At 48.7% G+C, this 21150-nt stretch carries 16 protein-coding genes; 5 read left to right on the top strand and 11 right to left on the bottom strand.

The window, feature by feature from the left end; all coding sequences use genetic code 11:
* Positions 1-86: 86 nt before the first annotated feature.
* From htpX to K4H25_RS15005, 3 genes are all read left to right on the top strand, one after another.
* Complete coding sequence (gene htpX, locus K4H25_RS15015) at positions 87-965, top strand: protease HtpX (RefSeq protein WP_221021213.1); 879 nt, start codon at positions 87-89, stop codon at positions 963-965.
* Positions 966-1314: 349 nt separating this feature from the next.
* A complete protein-coding gene (gene argS / locus K4H25_RS15010) occupies positions 1315-3030 on the top strand; it encodes an arginine--tRNA ligase (RefSeq protein WP_221021212.1) in 1716 nt (571 codons plus the stop codon).
* A gap of 135 nt (positions 3031-3165) precedes the next feature.
* A complete protein-coding gene (locus K4H25_RS15005; RefSeq protein WP_221021211.1) occupies positions 3166-4935 on the top strand; it encodes a response regulator in 1770 nt (589 codons plus the stop codon).
* Positions 4936-4937: 2 nt separating this feature from the next.
* On the opposite strand, the gene K4H25_RS15000 is transcribed toward K4H25_RS15005, so the two are convergent.
* Entirely contained in the window at positions 4938-5507 is a 570-nt protein-coding gene (locus K4H25_RS15000; RefSeq protein WP_221021210.1) for a hypothetical protein, read from the bottom strand.
* Between the two features lie 18 nt (positions 5508-5525).
* A complete protein-coding gene (gene uvrB / locus K4H25_RS14995; RefSeq protein ID WP_173532268.1) occupies positions 5526-7544 on the bottom strand; it encodes an excinuclease ABC subunit UvrB in 2019 nt (672 codons plus the stop codon).
* Between the two features lie 235 nt (positions 7545-7779).
* On the opposite strand from uvrB, the gene K4H25_RS14990 reads away from it, so the two are divergent.
* On the top strand, positions 7780-8022 hold the full coding sequence (locus tag K4H25_RS14990) for a PepSY domain-containing protein (RefSeq protein ID WP_221021209.1): 243 nt from the start codon (positions 7780-7782) through the stop codon (positions 8020-8022).
* Positions 8023-8220: 198 nt separating this feature from the next.
* Here K4H25_RS14990 and K4H25_RS14985 read toward each other — a convergent pair whose 3' ends face one another.
* The 6 genes from K4H25_RS14985 to K4H25_RS14960 form a co-directional block, all read right to left on the bottom strand.
* Positions 8221-9897: a flagellinolysin gene (locus K4H25_RS14985; RefSeq protein WP_255587747.1), complete on the bottom strand. Its 1677-nt coding sequence runs from the start codon at positions 9895-9897 to the stop codon at positions 8221-8223.
* A gap of 197 nt (positions 9898-10094) precedes the next feature.
* Positions 10095-12065, bottom strand: a complete 1971-nt coding sequence (gene acs / locus K4H25_RS14980; protein ID WP_221021207.1) for an acetate--CoA ligase — start codon at positions 12063-12065, stop codon at positions 10095-10097.
* 196 nt (positions 12066-12261) lie between these two features.
* Complete coding sequence (locus K4H25_RS14975; protein ID WP_221021206.1) at positions 12262-12867, bottom strand: 3'-5' exonuclease; 606 nt, start codon at positions 12865-12867, stop codon at positions 12262-12264.
* Positions 12864-14666 (bottom strand): DUF294 nucleotidyltransferase-like domain-containing protein, encoded by a 1803-nt coding sequence (locus tag K4H25_RS14970; RefSeq protein ID WP_221021205.1) that lies wholly within the window; start codon positions 14664-14666, stop codon positions 12864-12866. The genes K4H25_RS14975 and K4H25_RS14970 overlap by 4 nt, the downstream gene beginning before the upstream one ends.
* A 67-nt stretch (positions 14667-14733) precedes the next feature.
* The gene (locus K4H25_RS14965) at positions 14734-16557 is read right to left on the bottom strand and encodes a cation acetate symporter (RefSeq protein WP_221021204.1); all 1824 of its coding nucleotides are present in this window, start codon (positions 16555-16557) and stop codon (positions 14734-14736) included.
* On the bottom strand, positions 16554-16862 hold the full coding sequence (locus K4H25_RS14960; RefSeq protein ID WP_173532263.1) for a DUF485 domain-containing protein: 309 nt from the start codon (positions 16860-16862) through the stop codon (positions 16554-16556). The genes K4H25_RS14965 and K4H25_RS14960 overlap by 4 nt, the downstream gene beginning before the upstream one ends.
* A gap of 228 nt (positions 16863-17090) precedes the next feature.
* Here K4H25_RS14960 and K4H25_RS14955 point away from each other — a divergent pair, with 228 nt between their 5' ends.
* Positions 17091-17993, top strand: coding sequence for a LysR family transcriptional regulator (locus K4H25_RS14955; RefSeq protein ID WP_221021203.1), 903 nt, complete (start codon positions 17091-17093; stop codon positions 17991-17993).
* A 170-nt stretch (positions 17994-18163) separates the two neighbouring features.
* Here K4H25_RS14955 and rpmG read toward each other — a convergent pair whose 3' ends face one another.
* From rpmG to K4H25_RS14940, 3 genes are all read right to left on the bottom strand, one after another.
* On the bottom strand, positions 18164-18319 hold the full coding sequence (gene rpmG, locus K4H25_RS14950) for a 50S ribosomal protein L33 (RefSeq protein WP_027469283.1): 156 nt from the start codon (positions 18317-18319) through the stop codon (positions 18164-18166).
* Positions 18320-18336: 17 nt separating this feature from the next.
* Entirely contained in the window at positions 18337-18570 is a 234-nt protein-coding gene (gene rpmB, locus K4H25_RS14945; RefSeq protein ID WP_173532261.1) for a 50S ribosomal protein L28, read from the bottom strand.
* Positions 18571-18721: 151 nt separating this feature from the next.
* Complete coding sequence (locus tag K4H25_RS14940; RefSeq protein ID WP_221021202.1) at positions 18722-21121, bottom strand: DNA translocase FtsK; 2400 nt, start codon at positions 21119-21121, stop codon at positions 18722-18724.
* Between the last annotated feature and the right edge of the window lie 29 nt (positions 21122-21150).

The following is a 21150-nucleotide window of genomic DNA, read 5'->3' as shown; positions in this document are numbered from 1 at the left end:
TTTACTATTTTGCCCGTACCGCCAAGCGCAAGGAACCAATTCCGATTCGGATTGGTCTAAGCGCCAAACAACACAGGAGATAATGGATGAAAAGAACGCTATTACTGATTGGCACCAATATTGCCATCATGGTGGTCTTAGGTATTTTTGTAAATATTTTTGGTTTAAATCGCTTTATGAGCGCCAACGGCTTGAATTTGCCGATGTTGCTGATGTTTGCTGCGGTAATGGGCTTTGGTGGGGCGTTTATTTCGCTAGCCATGTCCAAAACCATGGCCAAATGGAGTACCGGCGCCCAAGTCATCGCCCAGCCGCGTAATGCCGACGAGCAATGGCTGTTTGATACCGTCGCCAAGTTGGCGCAACGCGCCCAGATCGCCATGCCTGAAGTGGCGATTTATGAAGGCGAACCGAATGCCTTTGCCACCGGCCCGAGTAAAAATAATTCGCTCGTTGCCGTGTCAACGGGCTTGCTCTACAGCATGACGCATCGTGAAATCGAAGCGGTATTGGCGCACGAAGTAGCGCACGTGAAAAACGGCGATATGGTGACGCTGACCTTGATCCAAGGCGTGGTCAATACCTTCGTATTTTTCTTGGCGCGCGTGGTCGGCTATCTGGTTGACTCGTTCTTAAAGCGCGACAACGAAGAATCATCTGGTCCGGGCATGGGGTATTACATTACCGTGGTGGTGTGCGATATCGTATTTGGTATTTTGGCCAGCGTAATCGTGATGTATTTCTCGCGCCAACGCGAGTTTCGTGCTGACGCGGGTGCTGCCCAATTATTGGGTGAATCAGCGCCAATGGTCGATGCCTTGCGCCGCTTAGGTGGCATGGAGCCCAATGCTTTACCAAGCACGATGGCCTCATCGGGGATTGCCGATAAAGCCGGATGGTCTGCGATGTTTAGCTCGCACCCGCCGATGGAAGATCGCATTGCCGCCTTGCAAGCCCTGCGCTAATGGGTATTTTAATGTAGGCCATATCAAATATGAGCTACAGAGCAATACATCAAAACGCCGACTAGAAGTCGGCGTTTTTTATTGTTTTTTATTCGCGCAATGTGGATGATTTGTATCGTTGCTGCGGGGCTGGTGCTGCTTAGTTTTAGTGTGGCAGTTTTTTAAATTCAGCGTATTTTTGATGCTACTGGCAGATCATCTTCGCTAGTGGCTGGCAAATTAATTGATCGACTTGGTATTAAAATACGGTTTTCGGTTTGCCCGTCTTGCCCCCCACCCGTAGAATTGCGGGTAATTCATTTTTTACGTCGCAGCATTGGTGCGGCGTTGGTTTTTTTCGGAGCTGCCTGTGTCTTTATTACCTTTATTAAATTCTCGCTTTGCGGCGGCCTTGGTTGCGGTCGGTGCGCCTGATGCACAGCCCTTGGTGCAAGCCGCCAGCCGACCTGAGTTTGGCGATTATCAAATGAACGGGGTGATGGGCGCAGCCAAAGTGCTCAAGCTTAATCCACGTGAGTTAGCGCAAAAAATCATCGATGCGGTGGATTTGGCGGGCATCGCCAGCTCGCTGGAAATCGCCGGCCCAGGATTTATTAATATCAAACTGGATAATGCGTTTTTGGCCGATCGCGTAGCAACGGCGCTGCAAGACGAACATCTTGGCGTTGAGCAAAGCGCAGCACAGCACGTGATGGTTGAATATTCTTCGGTGAATTTGGCCAAAGAAATGCACGTGGGCCATTTGCGCTCGACGATTATTGGTGACGCTTTGGCGCGTGTGCAAGCCTATGTGGGCATGAATGTGACGCGGCAAAATCACGTTGGCGACTGGGGCACTCAGTTTGGTATGTTGGTGGCGTTTTTGATCGAGCAGCAGCAAGAAGGCAATGCCGATATCGCGCTAAAAGATTTAGAGGGCTTTTATCGCCGCGCAAAAGCGCGTTTTGATGAAGACGAAGCCTTTGCTAACACCGCGCGCGATTATGTGGTGAAACTGCAAGGCGGCGACGCTGAGGTGAATGCTTTGTGGAAACGTTTCGTTGAAGTTTCCTTGTCGCATTGCAACGCGGTTTACCAAAAACTCAATGTGTTGCTCGATGATGGCGATGTGCGCGGCGAGAGTTTTTATAACGCTGATTTGCCGATTATCGTCGATGAATTGCGTCAGCAAGGCTTGCTGGTGGAGAGCGAAGGCGCGCAAGTGGTGTTTTTGGATGAGTTCAAAAACAAAGACGGCGAGCCGCAAGCAAGTATTATTCAAAAGAAAGACGGTGGGTTTTTATATTCAACCACCGATTTGGGCGCTATCCGTTTCCGGGTTCGTGAGCTAAAAATTGATCGTTGCTTGTATGTGGTCGATGCGCGCCAAGCGCTGCATTTCCAGCAATTGTTTACCATCGCCAAAAAAGCGCACTTTGCGCCAGAAAGCGTATCGCTGGAACATATCGCTTTCGGCACGATGATGGGCGAAGACGGCAAACCGTTTAAAACCCGCTCGGGCGACGTGGTGAAATTAGTCGATTTGCTCGATGAAGCGCAGCAACGTGCATTTGATCTGGTGTCGGAAAAAAATCCAAGCTTGGATGAAGCTACGCGTCGCGAGATCGCCAATGCCGTTGGTATCGGTGCTTTGAAATACGCCGACCTGTCGAAAAGCCGCACTACGGATTACATCTTTAACTGGAACTCGATGTTGAGTTTCGAGGGCAATACCGCGCCGTATCTGCAATATGCGTATACCCGTGTGAAGAGTATTTTCCGTAAAGTTGAAGCCTACGATCAAGACGCAGCGATTGTGTTGACCGAGCCCGCTGAGCACGCCTTGGCGCTGGAATTAGCGCGCTTTAGCGATGTAGTGCATGCGGTTGCTAAAGACAGCCAGCCGCATTTACTGTGCGCGTATTTGTATAGCGTGGCGACGATGTTCTCGCGCTTTTATGAAAACTGCCCAGTCAATCAAGATGGCGTGACTAATGCATCGCGGTTAAAAGTGTGTGATTTAACCGCCAAGGTGTTGGCAACGGGTTTGGATTTACTGGGGATTAAAGTATTGGAAACCATGTAATTGCATTGCCATGATAATGCAACAAATTGCGACTTAAATTGCATTAAACTTACAATTGTTAGTGTAATTTGAGAAAATACCTCAAAGCGGCCTTAGGCCGCTTTTTTATTGTTAAACCTTGGCGTGGTGATCAGCATGAATTTAAAAGATGCCGTGGTATTACAACGCATTACTGCCTTAAGTTATCGCGGAGCGATCAGTGGGCAGTTTGCTGGCATGGTTGCGGCGACTGCTTTACTCGCTTTGCATTTTGATACGCATTCGCGTGGTTTTTTACTGCTGTGGTGGCTCTGCGTTTGTGTGTTTGCACTGTATCGATTATCGGTGTTTCGCCGCTATCGGCAGCATGCGGCGCAGTGCGATGATACATATTGGCAAAAGCTTCATTTGCAGGGCGTGACGATGACCAGCGTGCTATGGGCGATCGGTGGCACGTATTTAATGCTATCTAGCCCGATTGTGCTGTCGGTGTTAACGGCATTGATTTTTTCTGGCCTTACTGTTGGCTCGATGCCCGTCCTATCGCCCATGCTCAATGCCATGCGGATTTATGCGTTTTTTATGACGCTGCCGATTTGGCTCAATGCGCTATTTGATCCAACGTCGATGAATATGACGTTAGGGATTATGTTTGTGTTTTTGTTTATTACTTTGCTTAAAAGCGCGGCCAATTACCGCGATACCATTGTTGAAAGTTTAGAGCTGGAATTAGCGCAAACGCGGTTAGCTGAAGATTTGGCGGTAGCGCGTAATCAAGCTGAGCAAGCTAATCGTGCCAAGACTGAATTTATCGCCAATGTTAGCCATGAAATTCGCACACCGATGAATGGTATTGTTGGTATGGCGCATTTATTGGCGCAAACCCCGTTAACGCCGTTGCAGCAAGAAAAAGTTGATGTCATTAATCAGTCGGCCGATTTGCTGCTGGCGCTGGTCAATGACGTGCTGGATTTATCCAAAATTGAAGCCAATCGTTTAGATATTGTGGCGCAAACCGTGCATGTACCGCAGGTACTCGCTGAGATTGAGCAGATGTTTTGCCTGCGCGCTCAAAACCAAGGTTTACGGTGGCGATTGGATTATCAAGGCGACGCCGATTTAACGCTATTGGGCGATGCGCTGCGCTTGCGGCAGGTTTTGGTCAATTTATTGGGTAATGCGCTGAAGTTTACCGAGCAAGGTGAAGTCACTTTGCAAGTGCGTACCCACAGCGAGGCGAGCCATTGCCGGATTGAAATTGCCGTGATGGATAGTGGCATTGGCATTCCCGCCGAGCAACTGCCGTTTATTTTTGACGCCTTTGTTCAAGCCGATGGCTCGTCAACGCGGGCTTATGGCGGTACGGGTTTGGGCTTAACCATTGCTCGGCGTTTAGTGCGTGGCATGGGCGGCGAATTGGTGGCCCGCGGCAATGCTAAAGGTGGCACAACGTTTCAGTTTGATTTGCTATGGCCTTATGCGCCAGCTAGTGAAGTCGTGATTGAGAAACCACCGCTGCTCGAAGCCATTCGTCCACTGCAGGTGCTATTGGCCGAAGATAATCCAACCAATCGTTTGGTGGCCACGCGCTTATTAGAAAAACAAGGCCATACCGTGATCAGCGCTGAAAACGGTCAATGGGTGCTGGAGATTTTGGCGCGCCAAGCGGTGGATGTGGTGTTGATGGATATGCAAATGCCCGAGATGGATGGGCTTGAAGCCACACGGCGCATTCGTCAGCAAGAATTAACCGTGTCTCAGCCCCGGTTGCCGATTATTGCTTTAACGGCCAATGCGATGGCAGAAGATCGTCTGCGCTGTATTGAGGCTGGGATGGATGATTTTTTGGCAAAACCACTGAAGCCCGAATTGCTAGATCAAGCTTTGCGTGAATGGGTGGTGTCGCTGAAACCGGCGCTGATTTAGGATTAAAAATAAGCTTTAAGCTGCAGCGCAACAAAGCCTTCGACTTGAAACGTTTTAACCGTGGGAACAACAAATAGGTTCACCCCAAAATGGTAAGGCGTTTCCAGTGAAGCCAAAAAGCCGCCAGCTGGGACGATGGGATAGCCTTTTTCGGTATTGTGATAACCGGTTAATAAGCCAGCGGCAGCGCCCAATGATAGATTACCCGCGTCGCTAAATTGCCACTGCAGTGGCGTCCAACCGAGCTGAGCGTAGACCGATGTTTGCCGAATTGAGTTGCGGTAAGCGCCGAGCATCCAATGCCAGCGCCCATTGCTGCGCTCAATCCCTAAGCCGGGATTGCGCTCATTGAGATTATCGTCTATCACCGCTTGCCGATTAAAATGGCGAGTGAGCACCGGCGTTACGATCCAAGTTTTCCACGCTTGCTCGGTATTCATCGCTTGCAAAAAATCGGGGGTACTCTCGCCAAAAGCGCCTGAGTTGAGCTGCTCATCCGCCGCTTGCACCGAAGCGATGCCAGCTAGTGTCATGATGAGTAGGGGTATTGCTAGCTGGCTGATTGTTTTCATATAGTAGAGAGATATACCCTAATCGTGACCAAAAGCGCGTTCGCGAAGTTGTTTGAGTTCATCACGTAATTGCGCCGCTTTTTCAAATTCCAGATTCTGCGCGGCTTTGAGCATATCTTTTTCTAAGCGTTTGAGCTCTTTTGCCAATTGCTTTTGATCCATTTCAGCCACAATTCGCGTTTTTTTCTCTTCCAATCTGGCGGCGACCGCTTCTTCGGCGTTGTAAACCCCGTCGATAATGTCCTTAATGCGTTTGACTACGCCGCGCGGCGTGATGCCGTGTTCGACGTTGTAGGCAATTTGTTTTTCACGGCGGCGCTGCGTTTCACCGATGGCTTTTTCCATCGAATTGGTGATTCGATCGCCGTATAAAATCGCCTTGCCGTTTAGATTTCGCGCCGCGCGGCCGATGGTTTGAATCAAGCTGCGCTCACTACGCAAAAAGCCTTCTTTGTCGGCATCCAAAATCGCCACTAAAGAGACTTCGGGAATATCCAAACCTTCACGCAATAAGTTAATCCCGATCAGCACGTCAAACACGCCAAGACGCAGATCACGCAGGATTTCAACGCGCTCGACGGTATCAATATCCGAGTGTAAATAACGCACTTTAACGCCATGTTCGGATAAATATTCAGTGAGTTGCTCCGACATTTTTTTAGTCAGTGTGGTGACCAAGACGCGCTCGCCAATTGCGGTACGGATGTTGATTTCAGACAGTAAATCATCAACTTGCGTGCCCACTGGGCGCACTTCAATCAGCGGGTCAACCAGTCCGGTTGGCCGCACCAGTTGCTCGACTACTTGCCCTTGATGCTCAGCTTCATACGCCGCTGGCGTGGCAGAAACGAAAATTGTTTGCGGCATTAAGCGCTCAAATTCTTCGAATTTGAGCGGGCGATTGTCGAGCGCCGATGGCATGCGAAAGCCGTAATCGACGAGGTTTTCTTTACGGGAACGATCGCCCTTATACATCGCGCCGATTTGGCCGATCATTACATGGCTTTCGTCTAAGATCATCAAGCTATTTTTGGGTAAATAGTCGAGCAAAGTGGGTGGCGCTGATCCCGCCGGTTTGCCAGAAAAATGCCGTGAATAATTCTCGATGCCTTTGCAAAAACCCATTTCGCCAAGCATTTCTAAATCAAAACGTGTGCGTTGCTCGAGTCGTTGCGCTTCAACCAGTTTGTGTTCTTGGTAATAAAACGCTAAGCGATCACGCAGCTCTTCTTTAATGGTTTCAATTGCCACCAGCACTTTTTCGCGCGGGGTAACGTAATGGCTCGATGGGAAAATCGTGTAACGCCCCATGCGTTGCTTGACGTGGCCAGTGAGCGGGTCAAACAGGCTGATGCGTTCGATTTCATCGTCGAACATCGACACGCGCACTGCCAAATCAGCGCTCTCCGCAGGAAATATATCGATGACATCGCCGCGAACGCGGAAATGCCCACGGGCAAACTCGATCTCATTGCGATCGTACTGCATGGTGGTGAGGCGTTTGATGATGTCGCGCTGGCCGATTTTTTCACCCTCAGATAGATGCAAAATCATTGCGTGATAATCGGATGGATCACCAATCCCGTAAATCGCCGATACGGTGGCGACGATAATACAATCGGGGCGCTCGAGCATCGCCTTAGTGGCGGAAAGCCGCATTTGCTCGATATGTTCGTTAATCGCGCTGTCTTTTTCGATAAACAGATCGCGGCTAGGTACATAGGCTTCGGGCTGATAGTAGTCGTAATACGAGACGAAATATTCGACGGCGTTTTCAGGAAAAAACTCGCGCATCTCTGAATACAACTGTGCGGCGAGGGTTTTATTGGGCGCCATAATAATCGCCGGCCGCCCAGTGCGCGCAATCACGTTCGCCATGGTAAAGGTTTTACCTGAGCCCGTTACGCCGAGTAAAGTTTGATATTTGAGCCCATCGTCCAAGCCTTCGATTAGTTGTTCGATGGCTTTGGGTTGATCCCCTGCAGGCGGGAATGGCTGAAATAACTTATACGGCGAATTGGGGTATTCAACAAACATGGCGAACCTGATATCGAGCAAGACGTTACATTGTGGGCTGATGTGGCTTAGGGCTCAAGTTAGAATCCAAATTTTGCTGGCAATGCTTCATTTTCTGCGCTGACTTGTGCTTTGGCATGCTTGGTTTGGGCTGGCGTTCATCCATTGCGACTTATTGCCTTGTCATTTGTCGGCTGACTCACATTTATTATTTGCTCGATGGCGGTACAATAGCAGTAAGTGAAAGGAGCTCATCATGAAAAAGCGCTTTAAATTTGTGTTGTGTATGGCCAGTCTGTTGATGGCGACTTCGGTATTGGCGGCGGTCAGTCGTGATGATGCCGCTGCGGCGGCGCAGAAAAAAACCAATGGCGCTCGAGTGATGTCGGCAGAGAAGTTTATCGAGGGCGATAAAGCCGTTTGGCGAGTCAAAGTGCTGACTAGTTCCGGTGAAGTGCGAACAGTGTTTGTGGATGAGGCCAGCGGCGCAGTGCATTAATGGCTTGGCCACAGAGCATGCTGTGGTATGGGGAACAAAATCAGCAATCGAAGCGAATCCGCTTCGATTTTTTTTGTAGATTCACTGTCAATTGCAGAGCAAATGTGAGCAAAAAGATAAAAACTGCCACAAGGGCAGGGTAAAAAAAGCGGGTAAAGCTTAGCTTTATTGGTGATTAGATATTGTTAGATGACCGCATTAACGCAGTAATTGGAGTGCCAAACTAGGTAGATTATTGGCCTGAGCCAGCATGGCTGTACCGGCTTGAGTGAGAATTTGTTGTCGAGTTAGGGTGGCCGTTTCTTGGGCATAATCCGTATCGAAGATTCGCGACCGTGCTGCGCTAAGGTTTTCTCCTGAAGTTTGTAGCATCTCTCCTATTGCAGTAAGCCTAGACATGCTGGCTCCAACACGTCCGCGTTCGCCATTAACATATTCAATGGCTTGATCTAAATGCGCAATGACGAGTGTGGCTTGCTTATTCAGATCCAAATCACCCAGACCTAGATTTGTAGCGCTAACGCCACCGATTTGCACAGTGAGTGTTTGATTTCGTTCTGCACCAATTTGCAACGACCATTCTTGTAAACCCGCGCCACCACTAATATCGCTTGGCCATTCAATGGTGAATCCTTTCAGCGGTTGATCGGAAAATTGGGTCCCACGGTCTGTAAGAATATCCTTGGCATTTTGGACTGCTTTATTATCTGCATCAAATCCACCGATCGCGCCCGTATCGTTATTGGTAAGGTTCATTTTGCTAATAAATGTGCCGGCATTGCTGTTAAATGCGGTATTAAATCCCGCAAGATTGGCAAAGGCTCCTGAGCTAGCATTGGTTAATGCTTGGTCTAGCGTACTGCCATTATTTGTACTCAAGTAGACCATAATGTCTTTGACGCCTTCGCCTCCGGCCATTTTGATGCGTTCATGCATAAAGCGCAGTGCAGCATAACCCGCCGAGTAACCCGCACTTGCGCTCACATCGTCGGCATTAAATGCGGTCAGAATACTTGCCAAGCCAGCACCGCCGTTATAGTCATTAACGATGCGCTCGTCTGCGCCGTGAATCAACTCCGCAGCGCCTTCTTTGAACCATTTTGGTAGCGGGACAAAATTCATTGATCGTCCCATTACGGCATGAACCATTTCATGTGCAATGATGCGGTCATTGTAAAACGGCTCTGAGCCGCCATCAGGAAGATTGGGTGGTACAAAATCCGCCATATCGATATTCAGATACTGCTTATCGACTTTGCCTCCCGCACCGCCAACGCCAGATACAGACGCCAGGGTGCCGTTCTTACCGTCGCTGGTTTTGAGATTGACAATTAATTTTGCACCATCGCCAATAATGCCAAATTGATCTTTAATTTTGGTCTCAGCTTCTTCTAACCAGCCTAGGCGAAGTCCATCAATCACTGACCGGATATTGATGTCGCCACCAATGCTGCTAGTGCTTTGCGCAAATATCTTTTTTCCGTTGAATTCACTTTGCTCAGAAATCCGAGTGAGTTCACTTAGCAGTTGATTGGATTCAGCTTGAAGCGCGTCTTTATCTGTCGTGGATAAAGTCCCATTTGCCGCTTGCACTGCAAGCTCACGCAAGCGTTGTAGTGTATCGGTGGCTGTCGTCATTGCGCCATCGGCAACTTGAAGTAAAGAAACGCCATCATTCACATTGCGGTGGGCTTGGCGATCACCACGAATCAGCGACTCCATTCGTGTTCCAATTGCTAAACCTGCTGCATCATCTTTGGCGCTATTGACGCGAAGCCCTGATGAAAGACGTGCCAAAACTTGGGTCATTCCATTGCTGGAGCTCTCCAAGTTTCTTTGCGTATTCAATGACATCAGGTTGCTTGCGATTTGCACATTGCCACCATTACTTTTGATAGTAGTTGTACGTAAGTTTTTATCGACTTAATATATTTAAACTTTAATTGATTTTTTATTGATAATTGTAAGTAATGGCTGGTGATCTTGTTTTGATCTAATTTGGCGAGCAAAAAAATACCCCGCCACAAGGACGGGGTGTTCAACTCTCGTAATCGAATTAGATTAGTTTGATATTAAATTGCACTTTGACGCAATTGCTCAAGAATCGCTGGGTTTTCTAGGGTTGAAGTATCCGCAGTAATTTCTTGGCCTTTGGCGATATCGCGCAACAGACGACGCATGATTTTACCTGAGCGGGTTTTCGGCAGATTGTCGCCGAAACGAATTTCATCCGGTTGCGCGATCTTGCCGATTTCATGCGCTACCCATTCACGCAGCTCTTTGGCGATGCGTTTGGCGTCGTCGCCTTCTGGGCGTTGACCTTTGAGCACCACATACGCCACCACAGCCTCGCCTTTAATATCGTGTGGTTTACCCACCACGGCAGCTTCTGCGACCAATGGATTGGCGGCGAGTGCCGATTCGATTTCCATGGTGCCAAGGCGGTGACCAGAAACATTCAGCACGTCGTCAATGCGGCCCATAATCCAGATGTAGCCGTTTTCGTCGTAATGCGCTGAGTCGCCAGCGAGATACAATTTACCGTTGTAGTCTTCTGGGAAATACGTTTTGGCAAAGCGTTCAGAGTCGCCCCAGATATTACGTACCATCGATGGCCATGGCTTGCTAATCACCAAGAAGCCGCCTTTGCCAGCAGTGACTGGTGCGCCAGATTCATCGACGATATCGGCCATAATGCCTGGAATTGGCAAGGTGCAAGAGCCCGGTTTGATCGCAACTGCGCCTGGCAACGGTGCAATCATATTGCAGCCGGTTTCGGTTTGCCACCAAGTATCAACGATAGGGCAGCGGCCACCACCGATGGTCTCAAAATACCACATCCATGCATCTGGATTGATCGGCTCACCCACCGTGCCCAAGAGGCGCAGTGATGAAAGATCATATTGTTTTGGCAAATCGCCACCGAGTTTGATCAATGAACGAATCGCTGTTGGCGCGGTGTAGAACGTGGTGACTTCGTGTTTTTCAATCATTTGCCAGAAGCGTGATGCATCTGGATAGGTTGGCACGCCTTCAAATACCACTTGTGTTGCGCCAATGCCCAATGGACCGTAGGCGATGTAGCTGTGACCTGTGATCCAGCCCACGTCGGCAGTGCACCAGTAAACGTCAGTTTCTTTGTAATCGAATACCCATTTCATCGTCACTTGCGTGCCGAGCAAGTAGCCTGCTGATGAGTGTTGCACGCCTTTGGGCTTACCCGTTGAGCCTGAGGTATATAGAATAAATAGTGGGTGCTCAGATTCAACCCATTCTGGTTCGCACACGTCGGCTTGGTCTTGAACCAGTTTGTGCCACCAGACATTACGTTCTGCATTCCAATATTCTGGTTTATTGCTAGTGCGTTGGAAAACGATCACTTTTTCGACTGAATCGCAGCCACCTAAGCCCAAGGCTTCGTCGACCATTGATTTGAGTGGTGTTGGTTTGCCGCCACGGATGGATTCATTGGCGGTAATAACGAGTTTAGCCGCAGCATCTTGGATGCGATCACGCAATGCGCCAGCTGAGAATCCGCCGAATACCACTGAGTGAATCGCGCCGATACGCGCGCAAGCTTGCATGGCAATCACGGCTTCAACCGTGTGTGGCATATAGATGACGATGCGATCACCTTTGACCACGCCAAGGCTTTTCAGACCATTGGCAAATTGGCAAACGCGGTGATACAGCTCGCGGTAAGTTACGCGAGTCACTGAGCCATCGTCGGCTTCAAAAATAATCGCGACTTTATTGGCTTTGCTTTCTAAATGGCGATCGAGACAGTTGTACGACACATTAATCAAGCCATCTTCAAACCATTTAAAAAACGGTGGATTGTCTTGATTCAAAATTTGGGTAAAGGGTTTTTTCCAGCTCAGTAGATTGCGGCCTAAATCAGCCCAAAAGCCTTCGTAGTCGGCTGTGGCTTTTTCACACAGCGCGTTGTAGCCTTCCATGCCTGAGACTGTCGCATTGGTGCGAAATTCATCAGAGGGTTGGAATAAACGGTTTTCTTTTAATACTGAATCGATACCACTCATGAGTGAACCCCTTAGCAAAGAAACTGAGTTGGAAATAATCTGAGATCAAATTTATGGGATTACAGTGCTGAAAGCTAATTGTCTTTTTTGATGTGGCAAATCAGTCAGACTGATGTGCTAGGCAATAAGTTGAATTACTTGGTTTTTTCGCCCTTGCTGCTGCGCACAGATTGATATCAACAGCGCGTAATGTGAGTCAATTGGCGTTGGCTTTGAGTTTTAAGAAAATTAACGCGGCAATCACTGCGTCGTTGAGCGGATTGTGGCGCGGTAGTGGAGGGATCTCTAATTCGGTGAGCATGGTCTCTAAGCTCAAATCCACATCAGGCCGATAAGCGCTGACTTTTTTGTCGTAATACAAGCCCGATACTTCAATGCCTTGATTCGGTAGCGATATGCCCAACCATGGCTTGAGCTGCCGATTTATCACCGCTAAATCAAATTCAAGGTAATAACCCACAATGGGTCGGCTGCCGATGAAATACAGCAATTGGCTCAGCGCTTCGTGGAGTATTAAACCTTGAGCGACGTCTTGCTGGCGTAGGCCATGAATCGGAATCGTTTTGGGATCAATCGCGCCGCTGGGTTTGACGAGCCATTGCCGGCTGCTGGATCTTAAAATGCTATTGCCACGAATAATCACGGCGGCAATGGATAAGATTTCTGCCTGTTTTGGATTGAGACTGGTGGTTTCGCAATCAATACTGACCCATTCATTGTGTGGCGGTTTGGCAAATAAAAACTCAAACTGTGGATCGCGTAAACGGCGCTTGGCTTGCCAGCGTTGGAATATTTGGATCATAGCGTGTTCAATTTAAATTGATGGGCAATGGTCTGTTTAAAGCGTTTCACCACGGTGAGGGTGTCTTTAAGTAAGTCGCGCTCAAGCGTAGTGAGCTGGGCTAGCTCAATGCCGTAGTCGAGTAATTTACCTTGCTGGGCTTTGATTAAGCCGTATTTCAATTGCAGGCTTTGCAGGTAGGCCAGTGACTCTCGGATGTCGCTAGCTAGTGTTGGCGAGAGGATTTCTTTTTGTTTGAGTATTTCAATTCTGCGGTAGGTATTGCGCTCTGAGAGCTTCGCCTTCAAGGCCAAGCTGCGTATACCGTGCACTAAAGTAAAGATGCCGCCCTTTTTTAAATCGAGTAAACCGCCTTTGCTGCGCAATTGGGAGAAAAACCCCAGCGGCGTATCAAATTGTTCGATTGGCAAAGCAAAGTGCGCCAGTAAGCTGTCGTTTTCGACTAGCCCTTGATAAAAATAATCGCGCAGCCGAGCAAACAGCGCTTTATTGCCATACACCGGATAGGCATCAAGCCAAATCGCCAGATGCAGCATGTTTTCACGATGCGTTTGCACCTGCCATTCATCCAGCAAAATTCTAAATTCGCTTTCACTGCGCCGCCAATACGGATTGTTGACCATGATTTGCCCAGGGCAGGGCGGGTAGCCAAAGCGAATCAGCGCTTGATTAAATGCCGCGCAGATGGCAGCTAAATCGGGGTGTTCAAAGCCATCGGCGATAATCAAGGCATTGTCTTGATCGTTAGCCAAAATTTGTTCGCCGCGCCCTTCTGAGCCCAAGCACAGCAAACAGACATTGGCGCTGATCTCAGCTGGTGCGAGTAGTTGCCAAGTTTTGGCGAGTAATTTGCGGTGTAGCTCACGCATGGTATCGGCAATCAGCGTGACTTTAACGCCTTGGCGTTGTTGCTGCCGTATCAGCTTATCGACGTGTGACCAAGCTTGTGCCAATTCATCAATCGACACCGCGCGCTCGATTTGACTTTGAATTAAGTGTGAATGCTGCGTGAGAAAAGCCAGCAAATCGACTTGCTCTAAAATCCCGAGTGTTCCATCGGCGCTGCGCACAATCACCCGACTAATGGTGTGCTTGGTCATTAACAGCATGGCAGCATGGATCGGTTCGTCGTCGGCCACGCTATGCAAACGATAGTGGGCATAGTTGGCAATTGCGGTACTGCGCGCGGGTAATTCGCTCATCACAAAGTCGCGTAAATCACGTTGGGTAAAGATGCCAATGTGTTCGCCATTTTTAATCAGCACTGCCGTGCAGTGCTTGCTTTGCATGCGCTGGGCTGCGTCAAGAATGCTGGCATCGGCGCTCAGCCATTGGACTGGATGAAGATAAGCGGCTTTGATTGGGGCCAGTAGTAAGGTTTGTAATTCATTTTCTTCTGGAGTTTGATGCGCTAAGGACGTCATCCGTACTGCAATATCCTGATAAAAATAGGCGCCAAACTGTGGGTTGCTACGGATGAGCTCTAAAATTAATTCGCGTGGAATGCTAAATACAATGCTGTCGTCAATCGCGACCCATTGCTGTTGGGCGGTTTCATTGAGTACCGCCTTGCTATTGATGGTGTCGTGTTCGCTATAAACGGTGAGTACTTCGCCGTTTTCTTCTTCAGCAATCAAGCCTTTACTTAGAATGAGAAGCGCATGATGGGGTACGCCAGCCGCAATGACGGTGTGACCGCTGGCAAAGTATTGAATATCGAGCGCGTTTTCAAAGCGTTCGCGTTCACTGGGCTTGAGGCTGCGATAAGGTGGAGCAGAAAACTCAAATAGCGTCGACATAATGTACCTTGCATCAAAAACGCCCTACATCGCTAAGCGTGTAGGGCGTGTTGCGATGTATCTACTCTTAATGCTTGTCAGTTGCGCCTTCTGCGCCAATACCTGTCATAGAGCGGATAAATTGTGGCAAGAATTTAGCTTTTTCTTCCGCCGCTTGCTTGCTGGTATCGAGTACCGAAACCAACCAAATCACAATGAAGGCTAGTGTCATTGAGAAGATTGTTGGGTTTTTGTACGGGAACCATTCGCTGCCTTTGTCGTGACCGAGTACTTCAACCCAAACCGATGGGCCAAGGATAATCAGTGCTAGCGCGGTGATTAAGCCAACAAAACCACCCACCACTGCGCCACGGGTTGTCAAACCTTTCCAGAACATCGACAAGAACAGCACAGGGAAGTTGGCCGATGCCGCAATCGAGAACGCTAGACCAACCATGAAAGCGATGTTTTGCTTTTCAAAGGCAATCCCTAAGAACATCGCCAATACGCCAAGCGCGATGGTGGTGATTTTTGAAACGCGAATCTCATCAGCTTCATTGGCTTTGCCTTTCTTGATGACCGAGGCGTAAATATCATGCGATACCGCTGATGCACCCGACAAGGTCAAACCGGCGACCACTGCCAGAATGGTTGCAAACGCCACCGCTGAAATAAAGCCAAGGAAGTAATCTCCACCGACTGCGTCAGACAAGTGAATCGCCGCCATATTCGAGCCGCCAATCAATGCGCCAGAGACTTCTTTAAATTTCATCCCCGCTTCGCCTGACAACAGCACAATCGCACCAAAGCCAATGATGAAGGTCAAAATGTAGAAGTAACCGATAAAGCCTGTCGCATAAAACACTGATTTACGGGCTTCTTTGGCGTTCGATACTGTAAAGAAACGCATCAAGATGTGTGGCAAACCGGCAGTACCAAACATCAAAGCCATACCAAGTGAAATCGCATCGATAGGATTCGATACCAAGCCACCTGGCGCCATGATATTGGCTTTAGCAGCAGCAACCGCAGCTTTTGAAGCCGCAGCAGCACTAGCAACAGCCGCAGAGGCGTTCGGGGCATTGCTAGAAACGGCCGCCGCCGCTGCTTCTGCAGCCACATTGGCTTTGAGAGCCAAGGCTTCAGCGCCAGCGTGTTTTACGGCAACAGCTTGTTGGAATAGCGTTTCAAAGCTAAAGCCAACGTGTTTCATCACCATAAAGGCCATAAATGATGCGCCTGACAGCAACAAGATGGCTTTAATGATTTGCACCCAAGTGGTGGCTAACATGCCGCCAAAGGTGACATACATAATCATCAAAATACCGACCAAGATGACGGCGTAGGTGTAATCCATGCCAAATAGCACTTGAATCAATTTACCTGCGCCAACCATTTGCGCGATCAAATACAGTGCCACCACAACTAAAGTGCCGGTTGCGGCAAAAATACGCACTGGTATTTGCGATAAGCGATACGAAGCCACGTCAGCAAAAGTGTATTTACCCAAGTTACGTAAACGCTCGGCAATCAGGAAGGTAATCAAAGGCCAGCCGACCAAAAAGCCGATCGAGTAAATCAAGCCATCGTAACCAACACCAAACACCATTGCGGAAATACCGAGGAACGATGCAGCTGACATATAGTCACCTGCAATCGCCAAGCCATTTTGAAAACCGCTAATCCCGCCGCCCGCAGCGTAAAAGTCTTTCGCTGATTTGGTGCGACGAGCTGCCCAGTAGGTAATACCCAGCGTAAAGGCAACGAAAATCAAGAACATCACAATCGCAGGGATATTGAGGTCGTGACGTTTTTCGACTGCGCCGTCAATACTGCCAGCAGCCCAAGTCGGGAGGCTGCTGGCGAGCATCAAGCTGGCGAGAGACAAGCGTTGCAAAGTAGATTTGATCATTTTTTCGCGTCCTCAACGACTTCACGGGTCAATTGGTCGAATTCTGTATTGGCTCGACGTACATAAATGCCGGTAATCACAAACACTGACAAAATAATCATGATGCCAATTGGGATGCCAATCGTGGTGACGCCACCAGATAGTGATTGCCCTAGGGTTGCGGGTGAGAATGCAATCACCAAAATAAAGCCGTAATAAATCACCAGCATTACAAAAGAGAGTAACCAAGAGAGTCCGGATTTTTTCCGTACCAACTCTTGAAATTTGGGGTTCTGCTGAATGCGTTCAATCGTATGATCTTGCATGCGTTGCCTCCTCGGATAAATCAATCGTCAAACCCAGATGGGTGTTGTGCCGCTAATTTATGTGAGAGTGGCTAATTTAAGCTAATTGCATTTTTTGATGCTCTAAATCAGTTCGACTTATGTTGCATTGCGCATACCTTACTGGAGTTTGTGTAATTGCTGATTTTAAAACTACATAGCCGGTGTAATTAGTTCACAAAAAGGCAAGGAGTAGGTGATAATCGGTGAATGGAAATCTATCAACTTCGCACATTTGTTACCGTGGCGCAGCAGGGGCACCTCACGCAAGCCGCTGAATTGCTGCATTTATCCCAGCCGGCAGTGACGGCGCAGATTAAGGCGCTGGAGGAAGAGTTTGGCGTTGCCTTGTTTGAGCGCTACCCCGGCGGAGTGCAACTGACTGAGGCCGGGAAATTAATCCTGCCCGATGCACAGCAGATCTTGGCGCAAGCCCGCAGCCTGCTCTATCGAGCTAAAGCGTTGCAAAATGAACCCAAAGGTAAAGTCAGAATTGGTACGATAGGGGTGCCAGGGCGTTTAAAACTCGGCCCTTGGTTAGCGCAATTGCGAGAAAGTTATCCTTTATTGACTGTACAGACCACGCATGGGATTTCGGTTGGCGTCTTAAATGAAGTTCGCAAAAAAATGCTCGATGCTGGGTTTTATTTAGGTCGAAATCCGTACCAAAATGTCAACACTGTGCCATTGAGCGAGATTGGTTTTTGCGTGGCATTGCCGCCGACCATGGCGTATTTGCAAGATGCGGATTGGAAAACCTTGGGTTCGGCTTTGTGGTTGGGTCTATCGCAATTCACTAGCTTGGCCGATATTTCGCAAGAGCTGTGGCGCAGTCAAAATATTGCCCCTAAATTAGTCGGTGAATTTGATGAAGAGGCAACGCTGCTCGAATTGATTAAGTCGGGTGTTGGCATTGCGATTTTGGCTGAGCGCACTGCACATCGCTATGCTGCGGATGGCTCGATTGTGTTGTGGCGTAATGGTGAGGTGGCGACCAGGGCTTTATTGCAGTTTATCTACTCGAGCGATCGAGAAAAAGATCCGATGATCGACATGCTGATTAAAGCTTTGCGCACCACATGGCAGGAAGAATCGGCGTCTTTTATTCAATAATAGGTATTGAGCTAGGGCCTAATTAGGTCTTAGCTTTCGGGTATATACCTTCTATTTTTGCGCTGCGTAGGCGAGTTAGTCGTGAGTTTTTCGCTATTTTATTGAGGCGCGAAAAAACAAAAACCCCGCTGAGGTAGCGGGGTTCTCGAGTATGGCGTCACTGCCCTGAATTACTTCAGTTTAGTTTCTTTGTAGATCACATGTTTACGAACAACAGGATCGAACTTCTTGATTTCCATTTTTTCTGGCATGGTACGTTTGTTCTTGGTCGTGGTGTAGAAATGACCAGTACCAGCAGAAGATTCTAGCTTGATTTTATCACGCATGATTTATAGTCCTTAGCTTACAGTTCGCCGCGCGCGCGCAGATCTGCCAAAACCACATCGATGCCGTTCTTATCGATGGTGCGCAGAGCTGCGGTCGAAACGCGCAAGCGGATAAAGCAGTTTTCGCTCTCAACCCAAAACCGGCGGGATTGCAGGTTAGGTAGGAAGCGGCGTTTAGTTCTGTTATTGGCGTGGGAAACGTTATTCCCTGTCATTGGGCCTTTGCCCGTGACTACACATACTCGTGCCATGATTCTGTCCTGACGTTCGGAACTGGAAAAGTCCACGTTTATATCACAAAGTGAAGATTCGATTCAAGTCCATTAATGAAAAAACTCCAGACTTTAGTCGCTGAAGTGACTGATTTACAACATAATGCATCGCGAAAATGCTCAGGCGACATTATTCACTGATTGGTGGCGCAAGTACAGTCCGGTTGCCATTTGTTTCCATAGAACTGACTAATCCGGCACTTTCCATTTGCTCAATCAAGCGAGCTGCGCGGTTATAGCCAATACGCAGTTGTCGCTGTACCGATGAAATCGATGCACGGCGGCTTTTAAGTACAAAAGCTACCGCCTCATCATACAGTGCGTCGCCTTCGCCAGCATCTGCATTCCCGCTACTGCCTGCGGCGGCTTCAGCATCAAAGCCGCCGTTTAAAATGCCATCAATATAATTGGGTTCACCTAAAGATTTTAGGTAATCAACCACATGGTGGACTTCATCATCGGCGACAAATGCGCCGTGAATTCGGAGTGGATAGCCTGAACCGGGTGGTAAAAATAACATATCACCTTGGCCGAGCAAGGCTTCGGCGCCCATTTGATCCAAAATGGTTCGACTATCGATTTTACTTGAAACTTGAAACGCCAATCGAGTTGGAATATTGGCCTTGATTAAACCGGTAATCACGTCGACTGAAGGGCGCTGTGTTGCCAAAATCAAATGTATCCCTGCGGCGCGGGCTTTTTGCGCGAGGCGGGCGATGAGCTCTTCGATTTTTTTACCGGCGACCATCATTAAATCGGCAAATTCATCAACGACGACGACAATAAACGGCAAATGTTCCAGCCGCTCAGGATCATCGGGCGTGAGACTAAACGGATTGGTGAGGTGTTTGCCGGCTTTTTCGGCATCTTTGATCTTTTGGTTGTAGCCAGCTAGATTTCGCACGCCCATGGCACTGAGTAGGCGGTAGCGTTTCTCCATTTCAGCGACACACCAATTGAGCGCGTTGGCCGCGAGCTTCATATCAGTTACCACCGGTGCCAGTAAATGCGGAATGCCTTCGTAGATCGATAGCTCCAGCATTTTGGGGTCGATCATAATAAAGCGCACTTCGTCTGGCGTGGCTTTATAGACTAAGGACAAAATCATCGCATTCACGCCAACCGATTTGCCTGAGCCTGTCGTTCCGGCAACCAACATATGTGGCGCTTTACCTAGATCGGTGACAATCGGTTTGCCGGTAATGTCTTTACCGAGCGCGATCGTTAGTTTGCTGCCCATGTCGTGATAGGGCTCGCTAGATAAAATCTCAGAAAGACGAATCATTTGCCGCGTCGGATTAGGGAGTTCCAACCCCATATAGGTTTTTCCGGGGATGGTTTCCACCACACGAATCGATACTAAGCCCAGAGCCCGCGCCAAATCTTTCATTAAGTTAACGATTTGTGAGCCTTTTACGCCAACGGCAGGTTCAATCTCATACCGGGTAATCACTGGGCCGGGATAAGCGGCGACAATTTTAACCTCGACATTAAAATCGGCCAATTTGCGCTCAATTAGCCGAGAGGTAAATTCCAGCGTTTCTTTGCTAATGGTTTCTTGCGACTGCAATGCCGGAGCGAGTAAGCCCAACGCCGGCAGTGATTCATCGGTTTTATTGCTGATATTGGCGCGTTTTACGGGTGCTGGCGGCAGATCGTCTTCAGCAAATAATAAGGGCTGCGCAGCTTGCTTGGCCACTTCGACTTGTTGTTTTTCGAGCTCTTTCTTTTCTCGAACAATGCGCTTTTCGACTTGACGCGCAACGGGGATGTCCAATTGAGCAGGCTCGATAATCAGCGGTTCTTTGCCCGCTTGTTTTTGTTTGGCGGCGACCACTTGTTCATTGCGAACTTTTTTGGTTTCGCGGCCGATGCGCCGATCTTTCGCCGCTTGAATGGCATTGAGCACGTTGAAAAAACTGTTCTCAACGACAGTACCGATGTTTTCCATCACATTGAACCAAGACAGGCCAGTAAATAATGAAATACCAAAACCAAACAGGGTAATTAAAAATAAGGTGGCACCGCTAAAGCCAAGGCTAAGCGACATCCAACTGGCCACGGTTAAACCTAACATGCCGCCGGGAACATAAGGTAGTGGTGCGCTCAGGGAATGCAATCGCAAAGCTTCAAAAGCACTACTGGCGATCAGCATCAGGAAAAAACCGCTACACGCTAAAAAAACCACAGGACGCGATGATTCGGCGACACGATCAATTCGGCGATAACCCCATAAAATGGCGGCTAAGCAAAATACCGTCCACCACCAAGCCGAAAAACCAAAGGTATACAGCAGTACATCTGATAACCAAGCACCAAAACTGCCACCGCGATTATAAATTTGAGCCTCAGTGGCGCTATGCGACCAGCCTGGATCGGCCTGATGATAGCTAGAGAGCACGAGGACTAAGTAGGCGAGCAAAACGACTAAAATTAACCACCAAGACTCGCGCAGCAAATTGGCCATGCCTGGCGGTAAAGCGGCACGGGTCGAGACATTGGCGACGTTTTTCTTGCGAAATAAGGGCATATATATATCAAGGAACGAGAAGCTGAGGC

It is taken from the genome of Deefgea piscis, from assembly GCF_019665785.1.
GTDB lineage: Bacteria > Pseudomonadota > Gammaproteobacteria > Burkholderiales > Chitinibacteraceae > Deefgea.
Note: the sequence above shows the minus strand (reverse complement) of the source record. Positions and strands in the feature narration are given on the sequence as shown.

Coding starts and splice junctions, on each gene's coding strand:
- htpX (WP_221021213.1), top strand. CDS start 87: ATGAAAAGAACGCTATTACTGATTGGCACCAATATTGCCATCATGGTG.
- K4H25_RS15005 (WP_221021211.1), top strand. CDS start 3,166: ATGAATTTAAAAGATGCCGTGGTATTACAACGCATTACTGCCTTAAGT.
- K4H25_RS15000 (WP_221021210.1), bottom strand. CDS start 5,507: ATGAAAACAATCAGCCAGCTAGCAATACCCCTACTCATCATGACACTA.
- uvrB (WP_173532268.1), bottom strand. CDS start 7,544: ATGTTTGTTGAATACCCCAATTCGCCGTATAAGTTATTTCAGCCATTC.
- K4H25_RS14990 (WP_221021209.1), top strand. CDS start 7,780: ATGAAAAAGCGCTTTAAATTTGTGTTGTGTATGGCCAGTCTGTTGATG.
- acs (WP_221021207.1), bottom strand. CDS start 12,065: ATGAGTGGTATCGATTCAGTATTAAAAGAAAACCGTTTATTCCAACCC.
- K4H25_RS14975 (WP_221021206.1), bottom strand. CDS start 12,867: ATGATCCAAATATTCCAACGCTGGCAAGCCAAGCGCCGTTTACGCGAT.
- K4H25_RS14970 (WP_221021205.1), bottom strand. CDS start 14,666: ATGTCGACGCTATTTGAGTTTTCTGCTCCACCTTATCGCAGCCTCAAG.
- K4H25_RS14965 (WP_221021204.1), bottom strand. CDS start 16,557: ATGATCAAATCTACTTTGCAACGCTTGTCTCTCGCCAGCTTGATGCTC.
- K4H25_RS14960 (WP_173532263.1), bottom strand. CDS start 16,862: ATGCAAGATCATACGATTGAACGCATTCAGCAGAACCCCAAATTTCAA.
- K4H25_RS14955 (WP_221021203.1), top strand. CDS start 17,091: ATGGAAATCTATCAACTTCGCACATTTGTTACCGTGGCGCAGCAGGGG.
- rpmG (WP_027469283.1), bottom strand. CDS start 18,319: ATGCGTGATAAAATCAAGCTAGAATCTTCTGCTGGTACTGGTCATTTC.
- rpmB (WP_173532261.1), bottom strand. CDS start 18,570: ATGGCACGAGTATGTGTAGTCACGGGCAAAGGCCCAATGACAGGGAAT.
- K4H25_RS14940 (WP_221021202.1), bottom strand. CDS start 21,121: ATGCCCTTATTTCGCAAGAAAAACGTCGCCAATGTCTCGACCCGTGCC.